This is a genomic window from Roseibacillus persicicus, assembly GCF_014651675.1.
Lineage (GTDB): Bacteria > Verrucomicrobiota > Verrucomicrobiia > Verrucomicrobiales > Akkermansiaceae > Roseibacillus > Roseibacillus persicicus.
The window spans coordinates 79,204-101,252 of record NZ_BMXI01000006.1; the positions used below are offsets into that span (position 1 = coordinate 79,204).

Annotated in this window: 19 protein-coding genes; 10 read left to right on the top strand and 9 right to left on the bottom strand. The window is 57.0% G+C overall.

Annotated elements, in window-relative coordinates:
* Positions 1–3 precede the first annotated feature (3 nt).
* Positions 4–2,409, top strand: coding sequence for a secretin N-terminal domain-containing protein (locus IE099_RS08350; protein ID WP_189569460.1), 2,406 nt, complete (start codon positions 4–6; stop codon positions 2,407–2,409).
* A 202-nt stretch (positions 2,410–2,611) separates the two neighbouring features.
* Positions 2,612–2,938, top strand: coding sequence for a putative signal transducing protein (locus IE099_RS08355; protein WP_189569461.1), 327 nt, complete (start codon positions 2,612–2,614; stop codon positions 2,936–2,938).
* Between the two features lie 14 nt (positions 2,939–2,952).
* Here IE099_RS08355 and IE099_RS08360 read toward each other — a convergent pair whose 3' ends face one another.
* A complete protein-coding gene (locus tag IE099_RS08360; protein WP_189569462.1) occupies positions 2,953–3,693 on the bottom strand; it encodes a 7-carboxy-7-deazaguanine synthase QueE in 741 nt (246 codons plus the stop codon).
* Positions 3,694–3,820: 127 nt separating this feature from the next.
* On the opposite strand from IE099_RS08360, the gene IE099_RS08365 reads away from it, so the two are divergent.
* The 3 genes from IE099_RS08365 to IE099_RS08375 are packed head-to-tail and all read left to right on the top strand — an operon-like array spanning position 3,821 to position 7,271.
* Positions 3,821–5,008 carry an AI-2E family transporter gene (locus IE099_RS08365; RefSeq protein WP_229809446.1) on the top strand — a complete coding sequence of 396 codons (1,188 nt, stop codon included), beginning with the start codon at positions 3,821–3,823 and terminating at the stop codon, positions 5,006–5,008.
* 43 nt (positions 5,009–5,051) lie between these two features.
* On the top strand, positions 5,052–6,041 hold the full coding sequence (locus tag IE099_RS08370) for a COX15/CtaA family protein (RefSeq protein ID WP_189569463.1): 990 nt from the start codon (positions 5,052–5,054) through the stop codon (positions 6,039–6,041).
* A 9-nt stretch (positions 6,042–6,050) separates the two neighbouring features.
* Entirely contained in the window at positions 6,051–7,271 is a 1,221-nt protein-coding gene (locus IE099_RS08375) for an MFS transporter (protein ID WP_189569464.1), read from the top strand.
* Here the strand turns inward: IE099_RS08375 and IE099_RS08380 are convergent.
* The 8 genes from IE099_RS08380 to IE099_RS08415 all read right to left on the bottom strand — a co-directional run bounded on the left by IE099_RS08380 (position 7,268) and on the right by IE099_RS08415 (position 15,957).
* Positions 7,268–7,759: a septal ring lytic transglycosylase RlpA family protein gene (locus tag IE099_RS08380; RefSeq protein ID WP_189569465.1), complete on the bottom strand. Its 492-nt coding sequence runs from the start codon at positions 7,757–7,759 to the stop codon at positions 7,268–7,270. The genes IE099_RS08375 and IE099_RS08380 overlap by 4 nt on opposite strands.
* Positions 7,660–8,541, bottom strand: coding sequence for an endonuclease I family protein (locus IE099_RS08385; RefSeq protein WP_189569466.1), 882 nt, complete (start codon positions 8,539–8,541; stop codon positions 7,660–7,662). The genes IE099_RS08380 and IE099_RS08385 overlap by 100 nt, the downstream gene beginning before the upstream one ends.
* A 92-nt stretch (positions 8,542–8,633) precedes the next feature.
* On the bottom strand, positions 8,634–9,128 hold the full coding sequence (locus tag IE099_RS08390; RefSeq protein ID WP_189569467.1) for a peptidylprolyl isomerase: 495 nt from the start codon (positions 9,126–9,128) through the stop codon (positions 8,634–8,636).
* Between the two features lie 47 nt (positions 9,129–9,175).
* A complete protein-coding gene (locus IE099_RS08395; RefSeq protein ID WP_189569468.1) occupies positions 9,176–9,991 on the bottom strand; it encodes an alpha/beta hydrolase in 816 nt (271 codons plus the stop codon).
* Between the two features lie 76 nt (positions 9,992–10,067).
* A complete protein-coding gene (locus tag IE099_RS08400; protein WP_189569469.1) occupies positions 10,068–11,390 on the bottom strand; it encodes a putative molybdenum carrier protein in 1,323 nt (440 codons plus the stop codon).
* An 11-nt stretch (positions 11,391–11,401) separates the two neighbouring features.
* Positions 11,402–12,958 carry a sulfatase gene (locus IE099_RS08405; protein ID WP_189569470.1) on the bottom strand — a complete coding sequence of 519 codons (1,557 nt, stop codon included), beginning with the start codon at positions 12,956–12,958 and terminating at the stop codon, positions 11,402–11,404.
* Between the two features lie 64 nt (positions 12,959–13,022).
* Entirely contained in the window at positions 13,023–13,709 is a 687-nt protein-coding gene (locus tag IE099_RS08410) for a peroxiredoxin-like family protein (protein WP_189569471.1), read from the bottom strand.
* Between the two features lie 79 nt (positions 13,710–13,788).
* On the bottom strand, positions 13,789–15,957 hold the full coding sequence (locus IE099_RS08415; protein ID WP_189569472.1) for a family 1 glycosylhydrolase: 2,169 nt from the start codon (positions 15,955–15,957) through the stop codon (positions 13,789–13,791).
* A 226-nt stretch (positions 15,958–16,183) separates the two neighbouring features.
* Here IE099_RS08415 and hisC point away from each other — a divergent pair, with 226 nt between their 5' ends.
* From hisC to IE099_RS08440, 5 genes are all read left to right on the top strand, one after another.
* Positions 16,184–17,278, top strand: coding sequence for a histidinol-phosphate transaminase (gene hisC / locus IE099_RS08420; protein WP_189569473.1), 1,095 nt, complete (start codon positions 16,184–16,186; stop codon positions 17,276–17,278).
* 231 nt (positions 17,279–17,509) lie between these two features.
* Positions 17,510–18,565, top strand: coding sequence for a hypothetical protein (locus IE099_RS08425; protein WP_189569474.1), 1,056 nt, complete (start codon positions 17,510–17,512; stop codon positions 18,563–18,565).
* Positions 18,558–19,889 carry a tRNA uridine-5-carboxymethylaminomethyl(34) synthesis GTPase MnmE gene (mnmE, locus tag IE099_RS08430; protein WP_189569475.1) on the top strand — a complete coding sequence of 444 codons (1,332 nt, stop codon included), beginning with the start codon at positions 18,558–18,560 and terminating at the stop codon, positions 19,887–19,889. Before IE099_RS08425 ends, mnmE begins: the two co-directional genes overlap by 8 nt.
* Before the next feature lie 56 nt (positions 19,890–19,945).
* Positions 19,946–21,289 (top strand): Trk system potassium transporter TrkA, encoded by a 1,344-nt coding sequence (gene trkA / locus IE099_RS08435; protein WP_189569476.1) that lies wholly within the window; start codon positions 19,946–19,948, stop codon positions 21,287–21,289.
* 95 nt (positions 21,290–21,384) lie between these two features.
* Positions 21,385–22,029, top strand: coding sequence for a hypothetical protein (locus tag IE099_RS08440; RefSeq protein WP_189569477.1), 645 nt, complete (start codon positions 21,385–21,387; stop codon positions 22,027–22,029).
* The last annotated feature ends 20 nt before the right edge of the window (positions 22,030–22,049 follow it).

Here is a 22,049-nt window from a genome sequence, read left to right on the forward strand (position 1 = left end):
ATCATGTCCATTTCGAAGTATTTAGTCCTGAGTCTCGCCGTCAGCGGATTCCTTGCAGCGCAGAATCCTCCCCGGCCGGCATTGCCTCCGATTCCAGGGATTGCGGGAGAAGAGCCCGAGGGTGATCCTCTCCCTCAGAACGCAACCCAGCTATTGTCGAAGCCCAATCCCGACGATCCGTTTCCAGGAGGATTGGAATTCCCGACCGCCACTGCTGCCGAGCTAATGTATGTTTATCAGAGTGCGACTGGAAAGCGGGTGCTGATTCCGACCGCGCTCAAGGATGTGCAGTTCTCCTTCATGCAGGCGGGAGGAATGACCAATCGGGAGGTGGCAGAACTACTCGAGCAGTATCTTCTTTTGGAAGGTTACCAGTTGAATACTTCGCTGCGGAATCCTGACATCGTTACCTTGCTGGGAGCGAATCAGCAGGGCGGGGGACCTCAGACCGCCGAGCCCGTCCGAATCGTCACCGACCCCGCCCAGTTGGCGTTGGAGACCGGAGTGGTTTCCTACGTCATGAAGTTTCAATATCTCAAGCCCGAGGAAGCTCAGCGAGCTTTCACCCAGGTGTTTGGCCAGTTCCGTCCCGGTGGAACGATCGCGGAAGTGCGCAATGCTTCATCCCTGATCATCACGGAAAAGGCGAATCTCATTCAGGCTCTGTTGAAGCTCAAAAACGAGATTGATGTTCCTTCGGCGCAAGTGGGCACCGCATGGGTTGAGGTTGAGTATGCCGATGTGCAAGAGCTCGCGGACCAGCTCAATGAGATGTTCAACGCCCAGCAGTCCCAATCCAACTCGGCGCGGGTGCAGCGTCAGCAGGCGACTCCGAATACTCCTCCTATCCCCGGCCTTGCCAACAATGCTGCCGGCGGGGGCGGAGATGCGGGCGGAGAAGAGAATCCTCCCACCATCACTCCTGACAGCCGGACCAACCGGATTTTCCTGATGGGGCGCCCGGTGGACCTCGTTTTCATCAAGCAGTTGATCGAGCAATGGGATGTGAAAACCAGCGACCGCAACTTCCTGGTGCGTAAGCTCAAGTATCTCCCCGTCTACGAGTTCATCCCAATCGCAGAGACCGCGATCTCCAGTACTTTGGGAGATTCTGCCGGCACAGGCGGCTCGGCAACTGGTGGCAACAATCGTTCAACTTCCAATGCCAACAACCGCAGTTTGGGTAACAACAATACCAACAGCAACAGCCGCAGCACGAATTCCAGCAGCGGATTCGGTGGTTCTTCTGGAGGAGGAAGTGGCGGTTCTGCAGCATTGAATGGCGCGGACCGTCCGACTCAACCGGAAAGTATTTTGGTCGGGAAAACTCTGTTGGTGAGCGATAACGTGGCCAACAGCATCATCGTGCAAGGTCCGCCCCATCACATTGAATTGGTGGAGAACTTGATTGAAAAGTTAGATGTGAAGAACGAGCAGGTCGCGATTTCAGCTGTTTTTGGCCGCTACTCGGTTACTGATGGATTGACCTTCGGGGTCAACCTAGGCCAGTTGCTCAATGGAAATGGTGTAGGTTTTGCCACCAATAACGGTGGTGGTGGTGGTATAATCGAGAGCAACTCCATTACCCAATTCGCGAACCTCGTGACTCCGGGCGCTGGATTGGCCGCTGGTGGTTTGAGTGGTGATTTTGGTGTCTTTGTAAATGCTTTGGAGACTTACACCAATTTCCAGGCCTTTGCTCGCCCGACCATATTTACGACCAACAACAAAGAAGCTCGCATTTCTTCGGGAACGCAAATTGCGATTCCGACTAATACTTTCCAAGGGCTAAACGGGTCGAGTGGCCAGTCAACTAACGTTGAGTACCGTGATGTTGCCCTTGAGTTGCTCGTCCGTCCTTTGGTGAATTCGGCAGATGAAATAACACTCGAGATTTCAATTGTACGCGACACGGTCGGGGAAGACCGTGACGTCGGGGAACTCACCATTCCCGACTTGTTGTCGGACCAACTTGACACCATCGTTACTGTCCCTGTCGGATCTGCAGTCTTGCTGGGTGGGTTGATCGAAGAGGATGTTACCGCTACTGACAGCGGGGTGCCTATTCTGCGTTCTATTCCTTTGCTCGGTAACCTTTTCAAGAGTAATGATGATAGCTTTCGACGCTCTGAGTTGGTGATTATGATCCGTCCAACCATAGTAGATGGCAAAGTCGCAATCAACCAATATCAGGACGTCTACGATTACGGTAGCAATCTGAGTGGAGAGGCTCGGCAGCAGTTCGATGCTCGTCCCTATGAGCCAAGAGTGAATAGTGCTGCTGGTCGGATATTTGGGACCAATTCTAACAGTAAGCCAAAGCCGGCAGACAAACCTGCGGCCCGCCGTCCCATGTCCCCAATCCAGCAAGCGATCTACGACAAGCAGATGCGCGCGGCGAAGAAGTAGTTCTCAAGTCGAGTCCTGATGCTTAAGCGAATCGCAGGGATTATAGCTTTGGTATTGGGGCTGCTGATTTATCTATTGGCTGGAAACGGTCCTTTGGAAGGTCCGGTCGGTTTGTCGATCGGACTGGTCGGAGGGACTGTTTTCTGCATCGGAGGAGGGGTTTTGATTGGCAAGAGCGTGTTGGACGACCGAGAGTGAATCCATGAAGGAGCTCTTTCGGCATCATGACCACGCCAAGGTGGGGCTCTTGGAGTCGATTCTCACTGAAGCGGGGATTGAGATTTTCCTCCGCAACCGGAATCTGACCATGTCGGGGCTCTCCGAGATCCCGATTCCGGAGTTCTATCCTGCGATTTGTGTGGTCAACGAAGAGGACGAGGAGCGCGCCTTGCAGATCGTTTCAACCTTTCTCGAAGACGAGAAACGACCGTTGGGTGAGGACTGGACCTGTCCTTCTTGCAAGGAGTCGGTTCCGGACTCGATGTCTGAGTGTTGGAACTGCCAGACTGCCGCCGAGCCGGTGGGGTGATTGAGAGAACGGCTTCACTTTGCGCGCTCGTCTCCCCAGAGCTGCACGTGCAGGCGGTCGGTCAGACGGTATCCGTGGTCGAGGCATTCTTGGGCCAACCAGGAGCGGCTTTTCGCGAGGGCTTCCGCAGAGCGCCCCTCGGGCATGAGTAAGATCCGGCTGGCGGGAATCTCGAAACGTTGCTGGAGCTCTTCGACCTCTTTGAGATCACTTTGGGAAACCACGACAAACTTGAAAAAGGCCCGTTCGCAGGTCGCGAAGAACTTCATCGCTTTTTCCTGAATCCGAAGTTCTGGCGCATTTTGGGAATTCGCGAGCTTGGGCGACACGTTGTATTGCGCGATGTGTGAGTCGAGAGCGGGAATGGGAAGTTGGGTGCCGTTGGTTTCAATCTCGATTGCCGAAAAATTCGGGGAGAGAAGCGTGACCAGTGCGGACAATTCGCCTTGCTGCAGAAGTGGTTCTCCGCCGGTGATGACCAGGCGATCGCCCGGGCGGCTGGCGGACTCGAGGGTGGCCGTGAGTTCTGCTGGGGTCTGTTCGACGATGTAATCGGACTTGCTGAATTTTCGTTTGTCGAGATGCGGCCAAGGGGTGCCCTCCCAGTTCCAGGTGAAGGGGGTGTCGCACCAAACGCAGTGGAGGTTGCAGAGCGAGAGCCGGAGAAAGACCGCCGGACAGCCCATGGAAGGTCCTTCGCCTTGGAGAGTGCGAAAGACTTCGGGAGAACCATCAGGGAGGCGGGCAAGTTTCATGGGCAAGAGTCGGCGGGGCGGCGCGCGGACTAGCAGTAGGGAATCCGGTGGAAAATCGGAACAAAATTCCTGCACGAAGTCGTTGGTGGAAGACGCGAATCTAGGTTAAACTGCCGGGGGACGAGATATGATGTTAAACAAAGGAGGCTACGGGGAAGCAAGTGGAGGGCTCAAGCTCGTCTTCCTGATTGCATGCACCGTGATCGTCATCGCGGGCCTGAAGGCTGCCGCGAGCATCTTCGTCCCTGTTCTGCTGGCTTTCTTTATCGCCACCGTATCTTTCCCGATCACCAATTGGCTGCGGGAGCATCGCGCGCCCCGCTGGCTGGCGGTGCTGCTGACGGTCTTGGTGGACTTTGCCTTCCTGGCTGGTGTGGTGGTGATTGCGGTGATTCTAGTCGGGGACTTTGGTGACAAGTGGACGGGGACCGGCGCGAATGATCCGGAGTCCTACAAAAGCTTGGTCGAGCAAAAGATTGGCGATGTTTCTCTGTTCATCGTGGACCAGTTGGAGAAGCGGAATTTTGAAAATGCTCGCGAAACCGTCGACAACTATTTCCGCACCAAAGCTCTCGACCAGTTGGAGCAAATCGATTTCGGCCAGGTCTGGAGCTTGAGCACCGGGGTGGTTGGCCGGGTGGCGTCGTTCTTCGGGACTTCCTTCTTCGTGATGCTAATGACGATTTTCATGCTGACCGAGGCCCGCATGTATGGTCGCCGCCTCAATGCGATTTGCGAAGCGAAAGGGCCGGACTTCGAGCGCCTCTTCAGTGCCACGCGGGATATTCAGCGCTTTCTGGGAATCAAGACCGTGATCAGCCTCATTACCGGTTTCCTCGCGGGCTTTCTTTGCTGGGTGGCGGATCTCGATTTCTTCATTTTGTGGGGTATCTTGGCTTACGCCCTCAACTACATTCCGGTGGTGGGCTCCGTCATCGCCGGGGTGCCGCCAACTATCCTCGCGCTCATCGTTAGTGGAGGCCCGCAGGCGATGGCGGTAGCGACGGGTTATACCGCTATCAACGTTTTCCTCGGGAACTTCGTGGAGCCCATGATGATGGGATCACGCTTTGGCCTTTCCACCCTGATGGTGATTCTGTCGGTGATGTTTTGGGGGTGGCTCTGGGGGCCAGTCGGCATGCTGCTGGCCGTTCCGCTGACGATGTTGATCAAGGTCGCGATGCTCAATAGTGAAGATTTCCGTTGGTTGGCAGTGGCGATGAGCAAGGAGGATAAAGCCCGCATTACCGAGCGGGTGCAAGAGCTCAAGGACGCCGTCAAGGAAGCTGACGGGGCGGTGGTGGAAACTCCGTGATCCTGACTAGACGCGGCTCACTTCTAGGCTAGGGTAGCCCCGCATGACGAAAGGGGAGGTGTGGTTTCGCAGAATGGTCACCGGGGTACTGGCCTTTGTGGTTTTGCTGGTGTTTGTCGGAGCCATCGTGCGGGCAACTGGTGCCGGCCTGGGGTGTCCAGATTGGCCCAAGTGTTGGGGACAGCTGATTCCGCCGTGGAAGGTCGAACAGGTTGATTTGAGTAAAATCAATTATGAGCGCTTTGAGAAAAAGGCCGAGAGGCTTGGACGCGACCCTTCGACGGTGACTCCCGAGCACATCCTCGAGAACTTCAACCCGGTGCACACTTGGACCGAATTTGTGAACCGGTTGACGAGTTTGCCGGTGGGCTTCTTTGCCTTGGGCGCGGTCGTGACGTCCTTTTTGCTCCCGATGGGAAAGAGTCGGCGAAAGATGATTGTGCTCTCCTTTCTCTCCCTATTCATCATTCTGGTCAATGCCGTGATGGGGGCGATGGTGGTTTACTCGGGGCTCAAGCCGGGGATCATCACCCTGCACTTGGCGCTGGCGATGATTTTGATCTTCATCCTCGTCTACTGTCGACGGGAGGTGAGTGACCAACCGGCCTTTGAGTCCGGACGCCGGGTGGCTCCGCTGGTCTGGGGTCTGCTTGCACTGGTTGTGGTGGAAGGAATACTAGGATCGCAAGTGCGCGAGTTGACCGATATGTTGGCACGCTCGCACAAGGGGGAGATTCGTTCCCAGTGGATCTGGGAGCTGGAGCAGAGTGCGGTCTACCTGGTGCATCGCAGCTTCTCCTGGCTGATTGTGATCCTGATGGGTGTGGTGGGATGGAAGACTTGGAAGCTGGGAATCTTTGAAAAGCGGGCCAAGCTGATGACTGGACTGGTCTTCGCCATGATGGTGATGGGGGTGATTCTCGCGCAAGTGGGGGTCTATCCCTGGGTGCAGGTGCTTCATGTGGGAGTTGCGGCCATCATGGTGACACTTCTTTGTGACTGGAGCTTGGTATTGCAGCGAGCAAGAAGTTAGAAGACGCGTGTGGCCGAATCCGTAGCTGAGAGTGATTGGAATGTCCGGACCTTTCGGCTGGAGCTTTTGCGATCCATTCCCGCGGGGGTGATTGAAACTGTGGGGACGACCTTCGCGGTCTTCCTGGCAGTCTCCGTGTTCGGGGCGAGCCAGACCCAGAAGGCGGTGTTGGTGGCCTCCGCCAGCGTGGGCTTGCTGCTGAGTCTTTTTGTAGTGCAGTTCATCCGGCGAATCGGCTGCAGTATTAACGATGCCTTTTGTTTCATCGCCGGGTTGTCTGCTACTGGATTTCTAGTAGCAGCGCTCAATCCGGAGAGTCTGGTGGTCTATCTGGTGGGAATCTCGGTAGCGCAGTTGGGGCTGACGCTTTCGCTACCGCTCTTTTCCCAGATTTATCGTCGCCATTATCCCGACATCAATCGGGGGCAGCTCTTTGCGGTCACGGGAATGGTCCGGAAGGGGGCAGCGGTTCTCGCGGCCTTGGGCTTCGGGCTTTGGCTTCGGGAGCACCCGGGAGATTTCCCGGCCTTGCTGGGGATCTACTCTCTCAGCTGTGTCTTGATGGGAATTTGCGTGAAGGCGATGGACCCAATCAAGCTGCGCAAAACGGTGGGGGTGAGGCTCTTTGATGCCTTTGGCCATGTGCGGGAAGACCGGCCTTTCCGGCTGATTCTGATTGCCTGGATGGTGCTTGGTTTTGGCAATTTGCTTTGCTTCAGCATCTTCGTCGAGTTCATCGCAAATCCGGATTACGGCTATGGCCTGGGGGCGGATCAGGCGAGTTTCATCACTACCATTACGCCCGAAGCCTGCTTCCTGGTGACGGTATTACTCTGGGGTTTTGTCTTTGACCGGATGAACTTTTTCATCGTTCGGGTGGTGATCAACCTCTTCTTCATCGCGGCGGTCTTGGTATTCTTTCTCGGCGGCGAGCTTTGGACTCTCTACCTCGGCTTGGCGCTGCACGGGATTGGCAAGGCGGGGGGCAATGTGGCCTGGAGCTTGTGGGTGACCAAGTTTGCAAAGGCTGAACACGTAGCAGAATACATGAGCGTGCACACCTTTCTAACCGGTTGCCGGGGCACGGCCGCTCCGTTCATCGGCTTTACGGTCGCGGCGGCCTTTTCGCCCCAACTCGTGGGCGTCATCGGAGCTTCTCTGATGATTATCTCTACCCTGATGATCTGGCCGCTTTTGAAAGAGAGTCTCGGAGGCGAGAAGGAGGCCTAGGGTTCGCTCAGAACCTCGACCTTGCAGTTGACCACCCCGGCGTTCACGAAGCCAAGCTTGCGGGCCGTGCCGATGGAGACATCAATGATGCGTCCTTTAATGAATGGTCCGCGGTCCGTGATGGTCACTATCTGGGAGCGCCCGTTGCTTGAGTTGGTCACTCTCACCTTGGTGCCAAAACGAAGAGTTCGGTGAGCGGCGGTTGCGCCATTGTTGGAAAATTTACGGCCTGATGCCGTTTTGGTCCCGCCGTTGGTCTTGACCGAATACCAGGACATTTTGCCGTGGTGGGTTGCTTTGACACGGTATTTTCCCGCGACCAGATTGGGCTTCTTCCTGGGCTCAATCGGCGGGGGAGAAGATTTTTTCTGGGCGAGTTTGGTGGCCGCTAGGGTTTCACTGGACTTGGCTCCTTCGACTTCGGGGTGGGTTCGGTCGGCGCAGGAACTGAGTGCGGTGAGGATGGTGAGGAGGAAGATTCGGCGCATATTGGGGGAATCTTATCATCATTGTCAGGGGAGGGAAAGCTCGGAGAGGTGGCTTCCAGTCCCCAGATGCGGCCCGCAAATTCCGGGTGATCGATGAACGGGTTTCGATTGTGCTGAAATTTTTCAAAGATGAGGTCGTTCCGTCGCCGCTCATTTGCGTCCGGAGGATCGGCCTCATGCCATTGCAAGAGGGTCTTCAAGTTCCCCATTTCGGCGCCATTGAAATCGGCTGAGACGAGGGTGAGGTCGGAGGTTTGAAAGTCCGAACCATCATAGCGGACAGCCATGTAGAAAAGAGCGCGCGCGATGTCACCTACGACGATAGCGGGAGGTTGGAAGGAATCCTCGTCCATGGACCAGAAGTTCGCGGGGCGGGGAGGCTGGGTGATGTCGAAGAGCAGGGAAGCGCGCTTGCCATTGACATCGTAGTCGGAGGGATAGACGTGATGAAGGTCGGTGTCATCGGGGCCTCGCTTATCGGTATTGCCTCGGGACCGCGGCCAGAGGTGCTCGCGATTCCACAGGTCCACTTTCACCTTCGGGACGGAGCGGCGGGTGTAGATCTGAATCAGGTTCGCGGGGTTCTCAGGATCTTCGTGAACGGCGGCGATGGCCTCGCGGGTGTCGCGGTATTCGAGAGCGGTATGGTCGTCGATGAGGTCGTGCAGGGTCTGGCGCAGTTCTTCGCCGCGCTGATCTTTTGTCGCTTGATAATAGTCGGCGGGCGGCTCGGCGGGAAGAAAAGCCACAAGGAGGCCGCTGGCAACGAGGGCTTTGAACATAGCTCAGTTGTCCTGTTCCTCCGGAGAAAAACAAGCACGAAAAGGCCCGGAGTCTCACGACGCCGGGCTGGCAAAGTGACGTCGATGACGACTTAGGAAGCGGCCTTCCAATCCGCAATCCGGTCCGCTTGAGCCGCGAAGAGCTCGTCGGTCGAGCCGTGGATGGTGATGCTGTTGATCACGTCGTCCTTGCGGATGGAGTCGATGACGTTCTGACCCTCGGTGGTTTCGCCAAAGACGGTGTGCTTGCCGTCGAGGTGGGGAGTGGGTCCGTGGGTGATGAAGAACTGGGAGCCGTTGGTGTTCGGTCCCGCGTTGGCCATGGAAAGGATGCCAGCCTTGCTGTGACGACGGTTCGGCTTGCACTCGCACTCGAACTTGTAGCCAGGGCCACCTGTTCCCGTGCCGGAAGAGCAGCCACCCTGAATCATGAAGTTGGAGATGACCCGGTGAAAGGTCAGGCCGTCGTAGAATCCGCTGGAAGCGAGGTGAAGAAAAGAGGCGACCGTGACGGGGGCGTCATCGGGGAAGAGGGTGATGTTGATGTCGCCCTTGTTGGTGTGAATGGTGATTTTAATGTCGTCCATGAGGAGGGGGAGACTCCAGAAAGCTCGGTCGAGAGTCCAGACTGAATTTACTTCAGCCAGCCGAGTTCCACGAGAAAGTCATCGGCCTCCTTCAGGGTGGCGTTGTAGCTTTCGCCGCGATTGAAGAATCCGTGGCCTTGGCCCTCATAGGTCACCAGCTTGACGGGGCGCTTGGCGTCTTTCATCGCTTTCTCAAAGGCCTTTGCCGAGCCCAAGGGGACCGTGGTGTCTTTTTCGCCATGTAGAATCAGGGTCGGTGGGGTGTGGGGGCCCACGTGGTGGGCGGGCGAGAGGTCCATTGCTGGAACGCCGAGGTCGGTGCCTTTTCCGAAGCCTTTCATCTCCCAGTCACCCAAGTCGGCCATCACGGCACCGGGGTTGAAGAGAATCATCGCATTGGGGCGCTCTTCGTTGCCGAAACCGGGAAGGGTGCCGGTGGCGGCGGCGAGGTGACCACCAGCGGAACCCCCGGCAGCGCAAATCTTGTCAGGCAGGATTCCCAAGCGCTCCGAGTTTTCGCGAACCCACGCGAAGCAGGCCTTGGCATCTTTGACGCATTCGACCGCTTTGACCTGATTGCGGGAATTGACGCGATAGTCGGCGACAATGGCGATCATTCCGCGCTCGGCAAAGTGCTGGGATTGGGTGGCGAATTGTTCTGGAGATCCGCTCTTCCAGCCTCCGCCGAAAAAGAAGAGAATGGCAGGCTTGGGATTCGCGGGATCGCTTTCGCCATAGATCCAAACTTTCAGCTCCTTGTCGTCCACAGTGCGATAGACTTCCGAGCGGGTATCCAGTTTGGGAGGATAGCTAAAGGCCATTAGGGGCGAAAGGAGGGCGGCGAGAACGAGGATGATTTTCATTGCAGAGGTTGAGTGAGCTAACGGAAGCAGTCCGGGATTCCTGTCGAAATAAAGGATGCAAGAGAGTGATTGAAGTCTACTCCATCTCTCGCGGGGTATAAGTCCCGATTTCGACATCGAGCCCAACCCAGTCGCCTGATTGGGTCTGGATGAACTCCCCGCGATTATGACCTGTCCAGAGCGGGCCAAAGGAGTCGACGATCTCTGTTTTCGTCTCGCCGTTTGAATAGTGGGTGATGACTTGGGACCCCTTCTCAATGGGCAGAAGTTTCCGAGGTCCCAGGGACCAACCCAGTAGGGATGGGGAGTGGGCAGTGATTCGAATGATGTGGCCGCTCTCTGAGAGCTTGCGCGCCAGTTCTTCTTCTTGGGCTGGCCGCCGGTCCATGCCGTACTGTCTGAAGTGCTCTTTGATCAACTGGTAGTCGGATCGTTGTGAGGCGGTGAGTGCGGGGGAGACCTCCTCGCGAGGGTTGGATGTCACATTTATGAGACCGAAGAGAATGAAGAGAGACACGACCGCGGTCCAAATTCGAGTGCTCCTGGTCCACAATTGAATGCTTCTCGACCGAAGAACTCGGCAAAGAAGGAGTAGGATTCCCAAGGAAAGAAATCCCGGTCCAACCAAGCCGATCCAAAATTCCTTTTCGTTTGGGGGAAAGAAAGGACCAATCTTCTCCGCTCGATAGGGAACCCATCTGATGAGGTGATAGGCCGTCTCCACGGAAGAGCCAATCGCGCTGAGGGCCCAGTAGATGATTGAGAATCGAAGTGCGCCGAGGCTGCCTCGCCAGATGGCAAACGCGGTGGAAACCAGAATCACCGGCCAAAGCAAATCCATGCGGACGGATTCCAAATAAACTTTTTCCAGAATCGGAATGCCGATGATGGCCAAGATGGTGGCGACGCACGCGAATCCTAAAAAAGGGTCATGCGTTGCCTGTGGGACCTTTCCGATGAGACGACGCAGGAGATAGGATGCGAGGTTGGCGACGTCGCAGGATTCCCTGAGGGTCGGCCCGGTGATGTGCAAGGTGTCGGGATGGTGCCGAATCAGCCAAAGGCGTAATTTGTGAAGAAGGTCCTCGGGATTCGAGCTTTCTCGCACGAGGAGCAGGGAGGGTTTTTCGAGCTTCTTGCAAACCTCAAGGGCCTGTTGGCTCAGAGGCGATTTTTCCTCTAGGCCGACTGCGGATTCATTGAGGATGACCAGGGTGGCGTCGGAGTCCGAGACCATGCGGGCGACCGTTTCTTCTTCGCTTTCACCGGGGAGCGAGTCGGCCAGCACAACCTGCAACCCGCATTCCCGGGCCGCTTCCAGCACTTCCTCTTCCACCCCGGAGGCTCCCCGATTGAGAATGGTGGAAGGCAAGAAGGAGTTGCTGTCTTTTTCATCCATGGACTTGTTCGCTAGTCGTGAGGGAGAGAACCCCACCAGGTTTTGTTCGGCTGGAAGTCAGGGGCGAGATAGCGGGCATGCTGTTTCTCGAGTTGCTCCTTTTTCTTGGTATGGAGGTTGTGGAGTTGCTGCTTTTTCTTTTCCGCATTGTAGCGTGAGTCTTGCTCCGGGAAGGTGGCGCCAGTATCCTTTTGGAACTTCTCAAGGAGCGCAAAGAGGGCTTTGACCGTCTCCGGGTTTTCTTTGGATACGTCGTTTTGTTCTCCAATGTCGTTGCGGAGATTGTAGAGTTCGAGACGTCTGTCCTCGAGATACTGAATCAGTTTCCAATCACCCTGACGAACGATGGATGAAGGTTCCCCTCCCTGATTGCCATAGTGGGGATAGTGCCAGAAGAGGGCGCGGTCTTTGATTTCTTTTCCAGCGAGAAGGGGCTTCAGAGAGATTCCGTCGGCGTGTTGTTCGGGCATGAGGTCGAGTCCGGCCAAGTCGAGAAGGGTGGGGAAGAAGTCGGTGCCGATAACTGGGGTGGGATTCGTGGAGTTGGCCTTGGTCAGACCTGGAACCTTGACGTAAAATGGAGCACGCAGACCGCCTTCCCACTGACGGCCTTTTCCTCCTCGCAAGGGCAGTGCCGCCGTCGGATAGGCATCGCCGGCGGTCACCCCGCCGTTGTCGCCGGTGAAGATCACAATGGTGTCGTTCTCCAGTTCCTGTGCCTCAATCGTATCCAGGACCTTGGCCACCGCTTGGTCGAGAGTCTCCATCATCCCCGCATAGATGGGGCTGTCTTGGACTTGTCTAACCGGAAGGGTGCGATCGACGAGAAAGCGGTCGCCCTTGTGCGGGGTTTGCGCGGCCTTTTCCTGGTATTTTTTCCAAAGTTCGCGGGTGGTTTGGACGGGAGCGTGAACGGAATAGAATGAGAGATAGGCGAGGAAGGGCTGGTCGGGATTCTCCTGCTGTTGCTTCACAATTTGCTCGCTGGTCTGATCCGCCAGCCATAGGGGAAGCGAAGTTCCGGCGGGAGGATTCTTCTCGATTTTCGTATTGGTGAATGGAGAAAAGAATCCTCCGGGAGGCGAGCCATGGTGGTTCCCGGCCACGTTGACAGTGAACCCATGGTCTTCGGGGAAAGAGCCTTTATCGCCAAGATGCCATTTGCCAAAGAACCAGGTTGCGTAGCCGCCTTCTTTGAGCGCCTCCGCGAGGGTGGTGTCTTCGTGGGGGAGATGAAGGACGTATTCGGGGGGAAGAAGGACGTCGTTGCGATCCCAGTCTTCCCCGACTTTGGCGCCGATGTGGGCGGTGATACCATGGCGGGGAGGATATTGACCTGTTAGAATCGATGCCCGGGAGGGCGAGCAGACCTGACAGGTGGAGTAGCCATTGGTGAAGCGCATGGACTCCGAGGCCAGTCGATCGATATTGGGCGTCTCGTAGAAAGTCGAACCCTCGCAAGACAGGTCCTTGATGCCGAGGTCATCGACGAGGAAGAATACGATGTTCGGCTTCTTTTCCGCAAAGAGCGAGACCGTGAGGCTCAGCAGGAGGAGGGGTAGTTTCATAGAGCGATTAAATCTCCCTATGAACGAGGTGCCTAGCACCCATTTTTCAAGTTGAGGGTTTCCGTTAAATAGATGAGCCGACTCCGCCTTTCGAATTCTCCCTTAGCGTCTCAAGCGCGGCGACGATATCGTCTGGTTCGGCCCGTGTGCGATAGTCTACATCCACATGCTGCCAGATGACTTGAGCGTTGCAGTCGACAACGAAAGTCGCGGGAATGGGGAGAATCTTGCCGTTGCCGTTATTGAGTCTTTCCAAGTGCAAGTCGCGATCGTTGCGCATGTGCTCGAGCAGTAGTGCGGGAACCTCCCAAGCCACTCCATATCTGGCAGCCACGAGAGCGTCTTGATCGGAGAGAACGGCGAAGGGGAGAATCTCCTTTTCAGAGGATGAAAGAGATTGGTCCGGGACTTGAGGGCTTATCGCCACCAATTGGGTTTCCAGAGCGCGAAAGTCAGGCATCTTCTCCCGGAGGGCGCGGAGCTCGAGATTACAGTAGGGGCACCAGTCTCCGCGGTAGAAGGTCACCACGACGGGTCCTTCCGCCAAAAGCTTGGAAAGAGAGACCGGTTCTCCATTTGCGTTGGGGAGTTCAAAGTCCGGGGCTGTATCTCCGACTCCGATTGCTTTCTTGCCCTCCTGAAATTCGCGGGCCGATTCCATGAGTGCGTCGACGGCCTGCATGAATTCGGGCTTGGCTTGGCGCGTCTTTTCAATCTGGGCGTCTGTTTGCTGACGTAAGCTTTTTGACATGCATGGGAAGTTAGCGAGGAAGCCTCCGGGGGCAAGGGGCCGAGGGGGAATGCTTGGAAAAAATCCCGGAGCGTCGAGTCTAGGAATCGGACGACTTTTCCTTGCGATGATGGGCTGCGTGAGCGGCGATGATGTCCTTGTAGAATCCGACTTCCTTGGAGGGGACCCGTTTGAGATCGGGGTCTGTCTCGAGGGCGACGTGATAGAGTCCGAAGTCGGTTTGGTGATTGAAGGCATGGCCCCACTCGCGATTGGAGGTGAGCGACCAGCAGAGATAGCCTGTCACCGGGACTCCCTCTTGGCAGACCTTTGAGATCTCCGCCAAGTGAGCGCGCAGATACTCTTGGCGGGTGACGCCATCAGCCATTGGGACGCAACCGTTCTCGATGATCATGATCTCTTGGTCAGGAAACCAGCGGTGATAGCGACGGAGGGCGTGGCCGAGACCCTCGGGCCAGACGGGGGCGTTGAGGAACCGTCCCTCGCCCGCTTCGACCAAACGGTTGAATTGATGGAGCCGGGTGGTGGGGAGGCCCCAATAGTAATCGACCCCGACAAAATCCTGCGCGCGATGGGCTTCGGCCGGGCAGAGGCTCTCCGGCAACCGTCCCCGGATGCCGAGATACCACCAATTGGAATTGGCAATGAGCCCGGCGGCACCCGCAAAGCGCCAGAGCAAGTTCAGGCGGCTGGCTCGAGTTTCCAAGACCTTGAGAGGTTTGGTCGGATCGATAGTGACGAACTCCACCTTCTCTCGGTCCCCCAAGAGGGCCTCGGCGACGGAGCGGACCAACTCGACTTCAACGCCATCCTCCGGGCAGGAAGGGCAAATTCCAGGTGCATCGGCGTGGATGCCCACCTTGAGGTGACCGCGACGGCGAATGCGCCGGATGCCTTCGCCGTCGATGAGTTTGCGCGGACCGGGCAAGGAATCGTTGGCAAAGTAGTCGGCGAGAGAGACGGGCGGCATGGGCTCCAGATGAGGCTCGTCGGGCTTTTCCGGAGAACAGGCTCCATATTGCTCGCAATTGAAATCCGCGATGACGCGGTTGAGTAGCGCCAGCACACCGTTGTGTCCAAGCGGCATTCCGATGGAGTGGGTTTCACGGGTTAACCCGGAGATGAGGAGGCGAAAGTCTTTTTTGTTCTCAAGCTGCTGGGGCATGAGAAGAAGCTCATCCCCGTAGAGCGCGCGGATCGTGCCGTCTCGCAGCGCCTTGCGTCCTTCCGCGTAGCTGGCGAAGGCGCTGAGATGGCAGCTCTCCGGAAGGTGGGTCGCGGCCAGGGCGTGATCCACGGCCGGACCAACAAAGCCGGCGGCGCAGTTTGCAAGCTGGGAGAGCTCTCCGATTTTTCCATCATTGAGAGTCATCACCGCCTTTCCCGTCACCACATAGGGGTCACTGAAGGTCAGGTTGGCATGGCTCTCCGCATTGATTCCGCCGATCACGAGGTCGACCTTGCCTTTCCCCGCGATGAGAGGTTCGGCCATGCTGAAGCGGTAGGTTGCTTTGAGCAGCCACTGGGTGTGCAGTTGATGGTCGAGAATCTTTTGCAACCAGGGGGGGAAGCCCGTTACCAATGGGTTGACGCCCACCTTGGCTTTTGGGTCCAGACCCTTGATCCGGACTCGGGCCCGAGCGTGGGCGGAAAAGAGCCCATAGACCAGTTTGCCAATCGCTTCTGCTTCGCCATTGGCACCCGTGCCTTCGGGGAGGCCCGGGGGCATGTAGTAGTTGTTCTGCCACCAGGGCTTGATGAACCCGTAGACCAGCTGGGTGGGCTCGTTGAAGGTCACCCAGTAATCGGCAATATCGCCAAAATGATGCGCCATTTTTTCCGCGTAGTCGGCAAAGCGGTCGGGGAAGTCCGGGCCGATCAGGCCGCCCTCGCGCTCGACCCACACCGGCCAGGTGAAGTGAACGAGAGTGATCATCACCTTCATGCCCTTGTCGCGAATGTATTCAGCCAACTCACGGTAGTGCTGGATGGCGTCCTCGTCCCACTCGTCAGCCGAGGGTTGCACCCGGGCCCAAGCGATGGAGAAGCGGAAGAGCTTGCAGCCCATCTCCGCGGCATGATCGATGTCCTCGGGATAGCGGTTCCAGAAGTCGACCGCGCGCTTGCGGGGAGTCAGGTTCTGGCTGCGTTCCCACAAATCCCAAACGTCCTCCCGTTCAGGATCATGCGCCTCGACCTGATGGTCGGCATTAGCGACTCCAAAGAGAAAGTTAGGAGGAAATTCCACGAGAACCGACTGTGTGCCTGATGGCCCTTCTCCTCAATTGGAAATCGAGACAAGAACCGAAAAACTCTCAAATCGGACCGCTTTTCCACGCAATTGATGGGGGGCAAGCAGGGGGCGGGCTCGGAGAGTGGCCATTTCGCCCAAGGCTCGTCCTCAGGCAGATCCATTGCTTACTGCCTGAATTGGGATTTGAGTTTCGCCCGGCCAGCAGTGAGAGTCTCGGCAGATGTCTTTAGAGCAATACGCCAACCACTTTGTCTGCGACCTGGTGGCTTACGAGCCCGGAAAACCAATTGATGAAACCGCCCGCGAGCTGGGTCTGAATCCTGCTGAAATCGTCAAGCTGGCCAGCAACGAGAATCCTCTGGGGCCTTCTCCGCTGGCGCAAAAGGCGATGGCCGATGCGACCCGCCACATGCACATTTATCCCGACGGGGGTGGGGTGCGACTGCGCACCGCTTTGGCGGAAAAGCACGGGCTCGATATCTCGAATGTCGTCCTCGGCAATGGCTCCAATGAGATCATCGAATTGCTCTGCCACTGCTTTCTCAACAAGGACGCGACCCTCATCGCTGCGGAGCACGCCTTTGTGGTCTACAAGTTGATGGCGACCCTCTTCGGCGCGAATTATGTGGAGGTTCCCGATCCGGGATTTGTCCACGATCTGGAAGCGATGGCTGCGGCCGTGACGCCCGAGACGCGTCTGGTCTTTGTGGCCAATCCCAATAATCCCACGGGCACCCTTGTGGGGTCCGAAGCGATTGAGCATTTCCTGAATCAGCTGCCCGACCACGTCATCGCAGTCTTTGATGAAGCCTATTTCGAGTTTCTGGAAGACGCTCCGGATACGATTAAATACATCAAGGAGGGGCGCAATGTGGTGGTGATGCGCACCTTCTCGAAAGCACAAGGCTTGGCCGGTCTACGCATTGGTTATGGCTTGGCTCCAGCGCACTTGGCCGGAATTTTGCAAAAGGCGCGCCAGCCATTCAACACCAATGAGTTGGCCCAGATGGCGGCTTTGGCATCTCTCGCCGATGAGGAGCACATCCAGGCCACGGTTGAGAACAACCGCATCGGTCGCGATTTGTTCGAAAAGACCTTTGCCGAGATGGACCTCCAATACGTGCCCAGCCATGCCAACTTCGTTCTCGTGAAGGTGGGGGATGGAGACCGGGTTTTTGCTGAGATGCTGAAACGGGGTGTGATCGTTCGGGCCATGCGTGGCTACAAGCTGCCGGAATGGGTTCGCATCTCGGTCGGAACCCCGGCGGAAAACGAGCGTTGCCTCACGGTCCTGCGCGAGGTCTTGGCGAACTAGATTTGACGCGGTCGGCCCACTGATATGTCTGAAGAAAAATCCACTCGAATCTTCAAGTGTCCCCATTGTGGGACGGGGATTCAGATCCCTGCGGACTTGCCTCCGACCAAAGCACCATGTCCCAAATGTGCCCAAGTCATCACCTCCCCTCCGCCTGAGGAGCCGGTTTCGAAGGGGGGGAACGCGACGACTTCCATTCCAAAGGAAGCTCCTCCGAAAAAGGAAACTCCCGTGACTGAGCCAGCTCCAGAGAAGGTGGCTCGTCCCCAGGCTCCGCAGGAAGACCTACCCGAGCGAGTGGGGGGGAGTCCGTCCAAGCTCAAGAAATTGCCCTTCATCGTGCTGGGGGTCATCTTTGTGGCGCTGATTCCGGCGGTCTTTAAAATTCTCCTGCCAGGCCGAAAGGCAACTGACGCCGACCAGAAGGTTGCACGCGAGGGATTGACCTTTGCCGAACGTCAGGACAACGCCTATCGCTCCAGTGGCTGGATCCCGGAGGCAGAAGAGGTTTTGCAAAAATTCGTTGCTGCGGAGTCAATCGAGGAGCGAGCCGCTCTCACGATTCGGGGGAAGCAGAATGAATCTGAAATGGCGGCGATTTATCAGGATTTCGACGAGATCGAGCATCGCACGCCCGTCAGCGTCTTCAGCCCGGTCTCGTTGGGTGATCAAGATACGAAGCGGGGAATCTTTCTGATGACCTATAGTCGCCCCGAGCAGTTCGCGATTCGGAACTTCTTTCGGCCCATTCCTCCCTTGCGGGTGAAGTACGGATTGGAAGAGCCCAACGGTCTGTTGTTGACGGAGGCCTCGGTGAACAACTTTGTCGATGAGTCGGTCAAAGTAATGGCCTTTTTCCGCAAGACACCCGATGGACTTAAACTGGATTGGCAGACCTATGCCCAAACCAAGTATCGATTGTTGAATCGCTTTATTGCAAATCCAGAGCCACGGAAGCGGGGAATCTTTCGAGTCTTTGTGCAGGAAGATGTTGATTTGGATGGTCGCGATGTCGCGGGAACTTCCGTCTATCGCTTTACGGACCCAGCCTACCAACTCGACTACGCCAAAGTTCTCATTCGTGATGAAAGCGAGTTGGGCAAAGTGCTGGCTCCTTTGAAGTGGAGGACGAGAGTGGTGCGCAAGGCTCCAGTGCGGAATGCGACGGTCAGCCTGGTGTGGTCAGACGATCCGGAACCCGAGTTGCAGATGGGAGAGCTGATTTGCTGGGAATTTCTCGGACTGGGTGGAGAGCGAGACAATTGGAAGGCGGAAGCGGGTGAGTAATCAGGATGTCATCGCCGCCGTCGCGAGCCCTCCCGGAATGGGGGCGGTGTCGTTGATCCGGCTCTCGGGGACGGGAGTCTTTGAGGTCGCGGAGAAGATGCTCAAGCGCTTTCGAAAGGACGGCATGCGTCCGCGATATACCTTTCGTGATGACGTGCTCGATGCCGAGGGGCGGTCTATCGATGATGTCTTGGTTGTGGTCTACCAGAACCCTGGTAGCTACACGGGCGAGGATGTGGTGGAGATTAGCGGGCATGGCGGAATCCATGTCACCCGACGGGTTTTGGAACGGTGTCTGGAGTGTGGGGCGCGTCCCGCCGAAGCGGGGGAGTTCAGCCTGCGTGCCTTTCTCAACAGCAAGTTGGACCTGACTCAAGCCGAGGCGGTGATGGATCTGATCACGGCCCAAACCGATCTGGCGGCCAAGGCCGCGCGGGAACAGCTCTCGGGGAATTTGGGTCAAGCGGTTGCCTCGATGCGCGAGGAGATCATCAATTTGGTGGCCCATGTGGAAGCTTATATCGACTTTCCCGAAGAGGATATTTCGCCTGATACGGGAGCAGCCTTGGAGGCTTCCTTTGTCCATTTGCGGGACGTGATTACCGGATTGTTAGGGACTGCGAGACGTGGCCGTTTGCTTCGCGAAGGAGCACGCGTCGCCATTGTGGGAGCGCCCAATGCTGGAAAGTCGAGTCTGCTCAACGCGCTGCTCGGCTTCGACCGGGCCATCGTCAGTGCGGAGGCCGGAACGACTCGCGATACAGTGGAAGAGGTCTTGGACTTCGAAGGGTATCCCGTCCGGCTCATCGATACCGCCGGTTTACGGGAAGAGGGGAGTACTATCGAAAAGGAAGGAATGGCTCGGGCCCGTCAGCGGATGGAAGAGGCCGACCTGGTGGTCGAGTTGGTAGATGCCTCGCAAGCTCCCGGTGCTCGTCTCGCCGAGGGCGCTTTGCTGGTGCTGAACAAGACTGACCTGGGCGAAGATGGGGCATGGAAAGATCACGAGGCGTTAAGGATCTCGGTCTTGGAGGAGAGAGGTCTGGATGAACTCCGTCGCGAGGTGGCCAAACGGTTGGGTGGTGGCGCCGTTGGAAATTCGGGTGGGGCCCTCATCGCGATCAACGCCAGACATCAGGATTGCCTGCGTCGGGCCGAGGAATCCTTGGAAGAGGCAAGGCAGATGTTGGTCTCCGGAGAGGAGCCCGAGTTCGTCAGTTTGCCGCTCCGCGAGGCCCTTCACGCAGTGGGAGAGATCGCCGGACGGATTGACACCGATGAGATTTTGGGAAGCATTTTCAGTCAATTTTGCATCGGAAAGTAGCCTCGGATAGGGTTTTCTAGCAGTCCCACGCCGCACCGCACGGCTGATTCAATATTATGAACATCATCATCGTTGGAGCCGGAGAGATTGGTCGTCACTTGGCGCAAGAGCTTTCTCGTTCCCATGCTCTCTCCGTGATTGAAGTCGATAGCAAGCTGGCTGCCGAATTGGAGCAGTCCATCGACGCCAATGTGGTTCGGGGCGACGGCAATTCGGTCAACGCTCTCGCGGAGGCGAACGTGGGGGAGTGCGAACTCTTCTTGGGGCTAACCAGCAGCAATAATGCGAATTTGATGAGTGCTTCCATGGCCAAGGCCATGGGCGTGGAACGGGTGATTGCGCGCGTTCATCCCGGGCTGCAGCGGGAGGAGTGGCTTTTCGATTACCGGGGCCACTTCAATATCGACCACCTATTTAGCTCCGAGCGCCTCACCGCCATCGAGCTGGCAAAGTTCATCCGCAATCCCGACTCCCTGACGGTGGAGGAGCTGGCGCAGGGAAAGATCGAGCTTCAGCAGGTGCGCGTTCATGCCAAAAGTGGGGCCATCGGCAAGCCTTTGCGTGAACTCAAGTTGCCGGAACGCACCCGCATTGCCGCCATCTCGCGGGAGGATTCGCATCTGATCCCCAATGCGGACAGCACGCTGGAAGCCGGGGATATCGCCACAATTTTCGGAGAACCCCGCCGCCTGCGGAAGCTTGCGGCGAGTTTGCAAAAGTCTGATGGTGGTTTGGAAGGACTCAAGGTGGTCATCTTCGGTGGGGGTGAATACGGGTTCTCCTTGGCTCAAATGCTCGAGAGCTGGGATTGCAAGGTGCGCATTTTCGAAACCGATCAAGAGCGTTGTCATGAGTTGGCTGACCGCCTCGCGAATACGACCGTCATCAATGTAGATGCCACGGTCTTGGCCGAGTTGGAGGACGAGCAGGTTGGCGATGCGGATTTCTTTGTGGCGACCAGTGACAGTGATGAGGACAACGTCATGACCTGTCTGCAGGCTAACAATATCGGGGTGAAAAATTGCCTCACCATCATTCACCGCGCGGATTATGCCCGGGCGATTGGCAGCAGTGGGCGTCACTTTGGAGTGGTTGCGGCAGTTAGCCCCCGTGAAGCCACCCGCCGCGATATCGAACGCTATTTGACCTCGGAGAAGTATCACGTGGTCAAGAAACTCGGGCCGGGGCAGGTGATTGAGACCCGTATCGAAAGCAAGTCCTCCCTGGCTGGAAAGCCGGTGAGCGAGGTGCCTTGGCCTCCCGGAGTGGTCTTGGTGGGGCGTCAAAGAGGATTGCAGGCGGAGGTGCCGGGGCGTGATGACGTATTGGAAGCGGGAGATATCCTGTATGCGATGGTCGGTCGCAAGTCCCTCAAGCCTTTTGTGAAGCTTTTGGGGTAAGGTTTTAGCGGCCTTTTGCAAGCGTCATCAGCCCTTGTTGAAAAGAGCTGAGGATCACTTGCACGAATCAGGGGGAGGGTTTACTAGTCCCCCGAATGAAAGCCCGCGCCTTCCTACCTGTTCTGTTTTTCGGTCTGGTGACTGTAAGCTGTCGCAAGCCCGACGAAGTCGAAATTAGCGAGACCCGGGTTCTGACGACCTTGGACGAAGAGCCAGCGGTCAATGCGACGAGTTCGGAGCAATTTCTTCCCCCTGAAGTCTTATCTCAAATCCAAGCCAGCGGTCAGTCGCTAGATGGTTCGGAGGCAGCCGCGGGAAGTTCGGCTTGGATCTATCTCTTGCCAGCCGCCGACTGGAAGGAGGCCGACAAAGCCCCTATGCGCGAGGTCAACCTGACCTTTGGTGACGGCGAGCAGGCGGGGGAGGTGTATCTCAGCGTGTCAGGCGGCGGCCTGCAGCCCAATGTCGATCGCTGGTATCGCCAGTTCGGTGCCGATACCCAGCCCATCGCGGAATTGGGGCGTCTGGAATTTCTCGGCAAACAGGGTTACCTCGTGGAAGCCACCGGACGTTACGAGCCGGGCATGGGGCGTCCGGGGAAAGACGGGCAAGCCCTTCTCGGAGCTATCGTCGAAGACCAAGGGCGTCTTGTGACCGTGAAAATGATTGGTCCCGAAGCCGATGTGCAAGCTCGACGCGAGCAATTCGTGAAATTCGTGGCTTCTCTCGCTCGCAAGTGAACAACTCGCGGGAGTTGCTC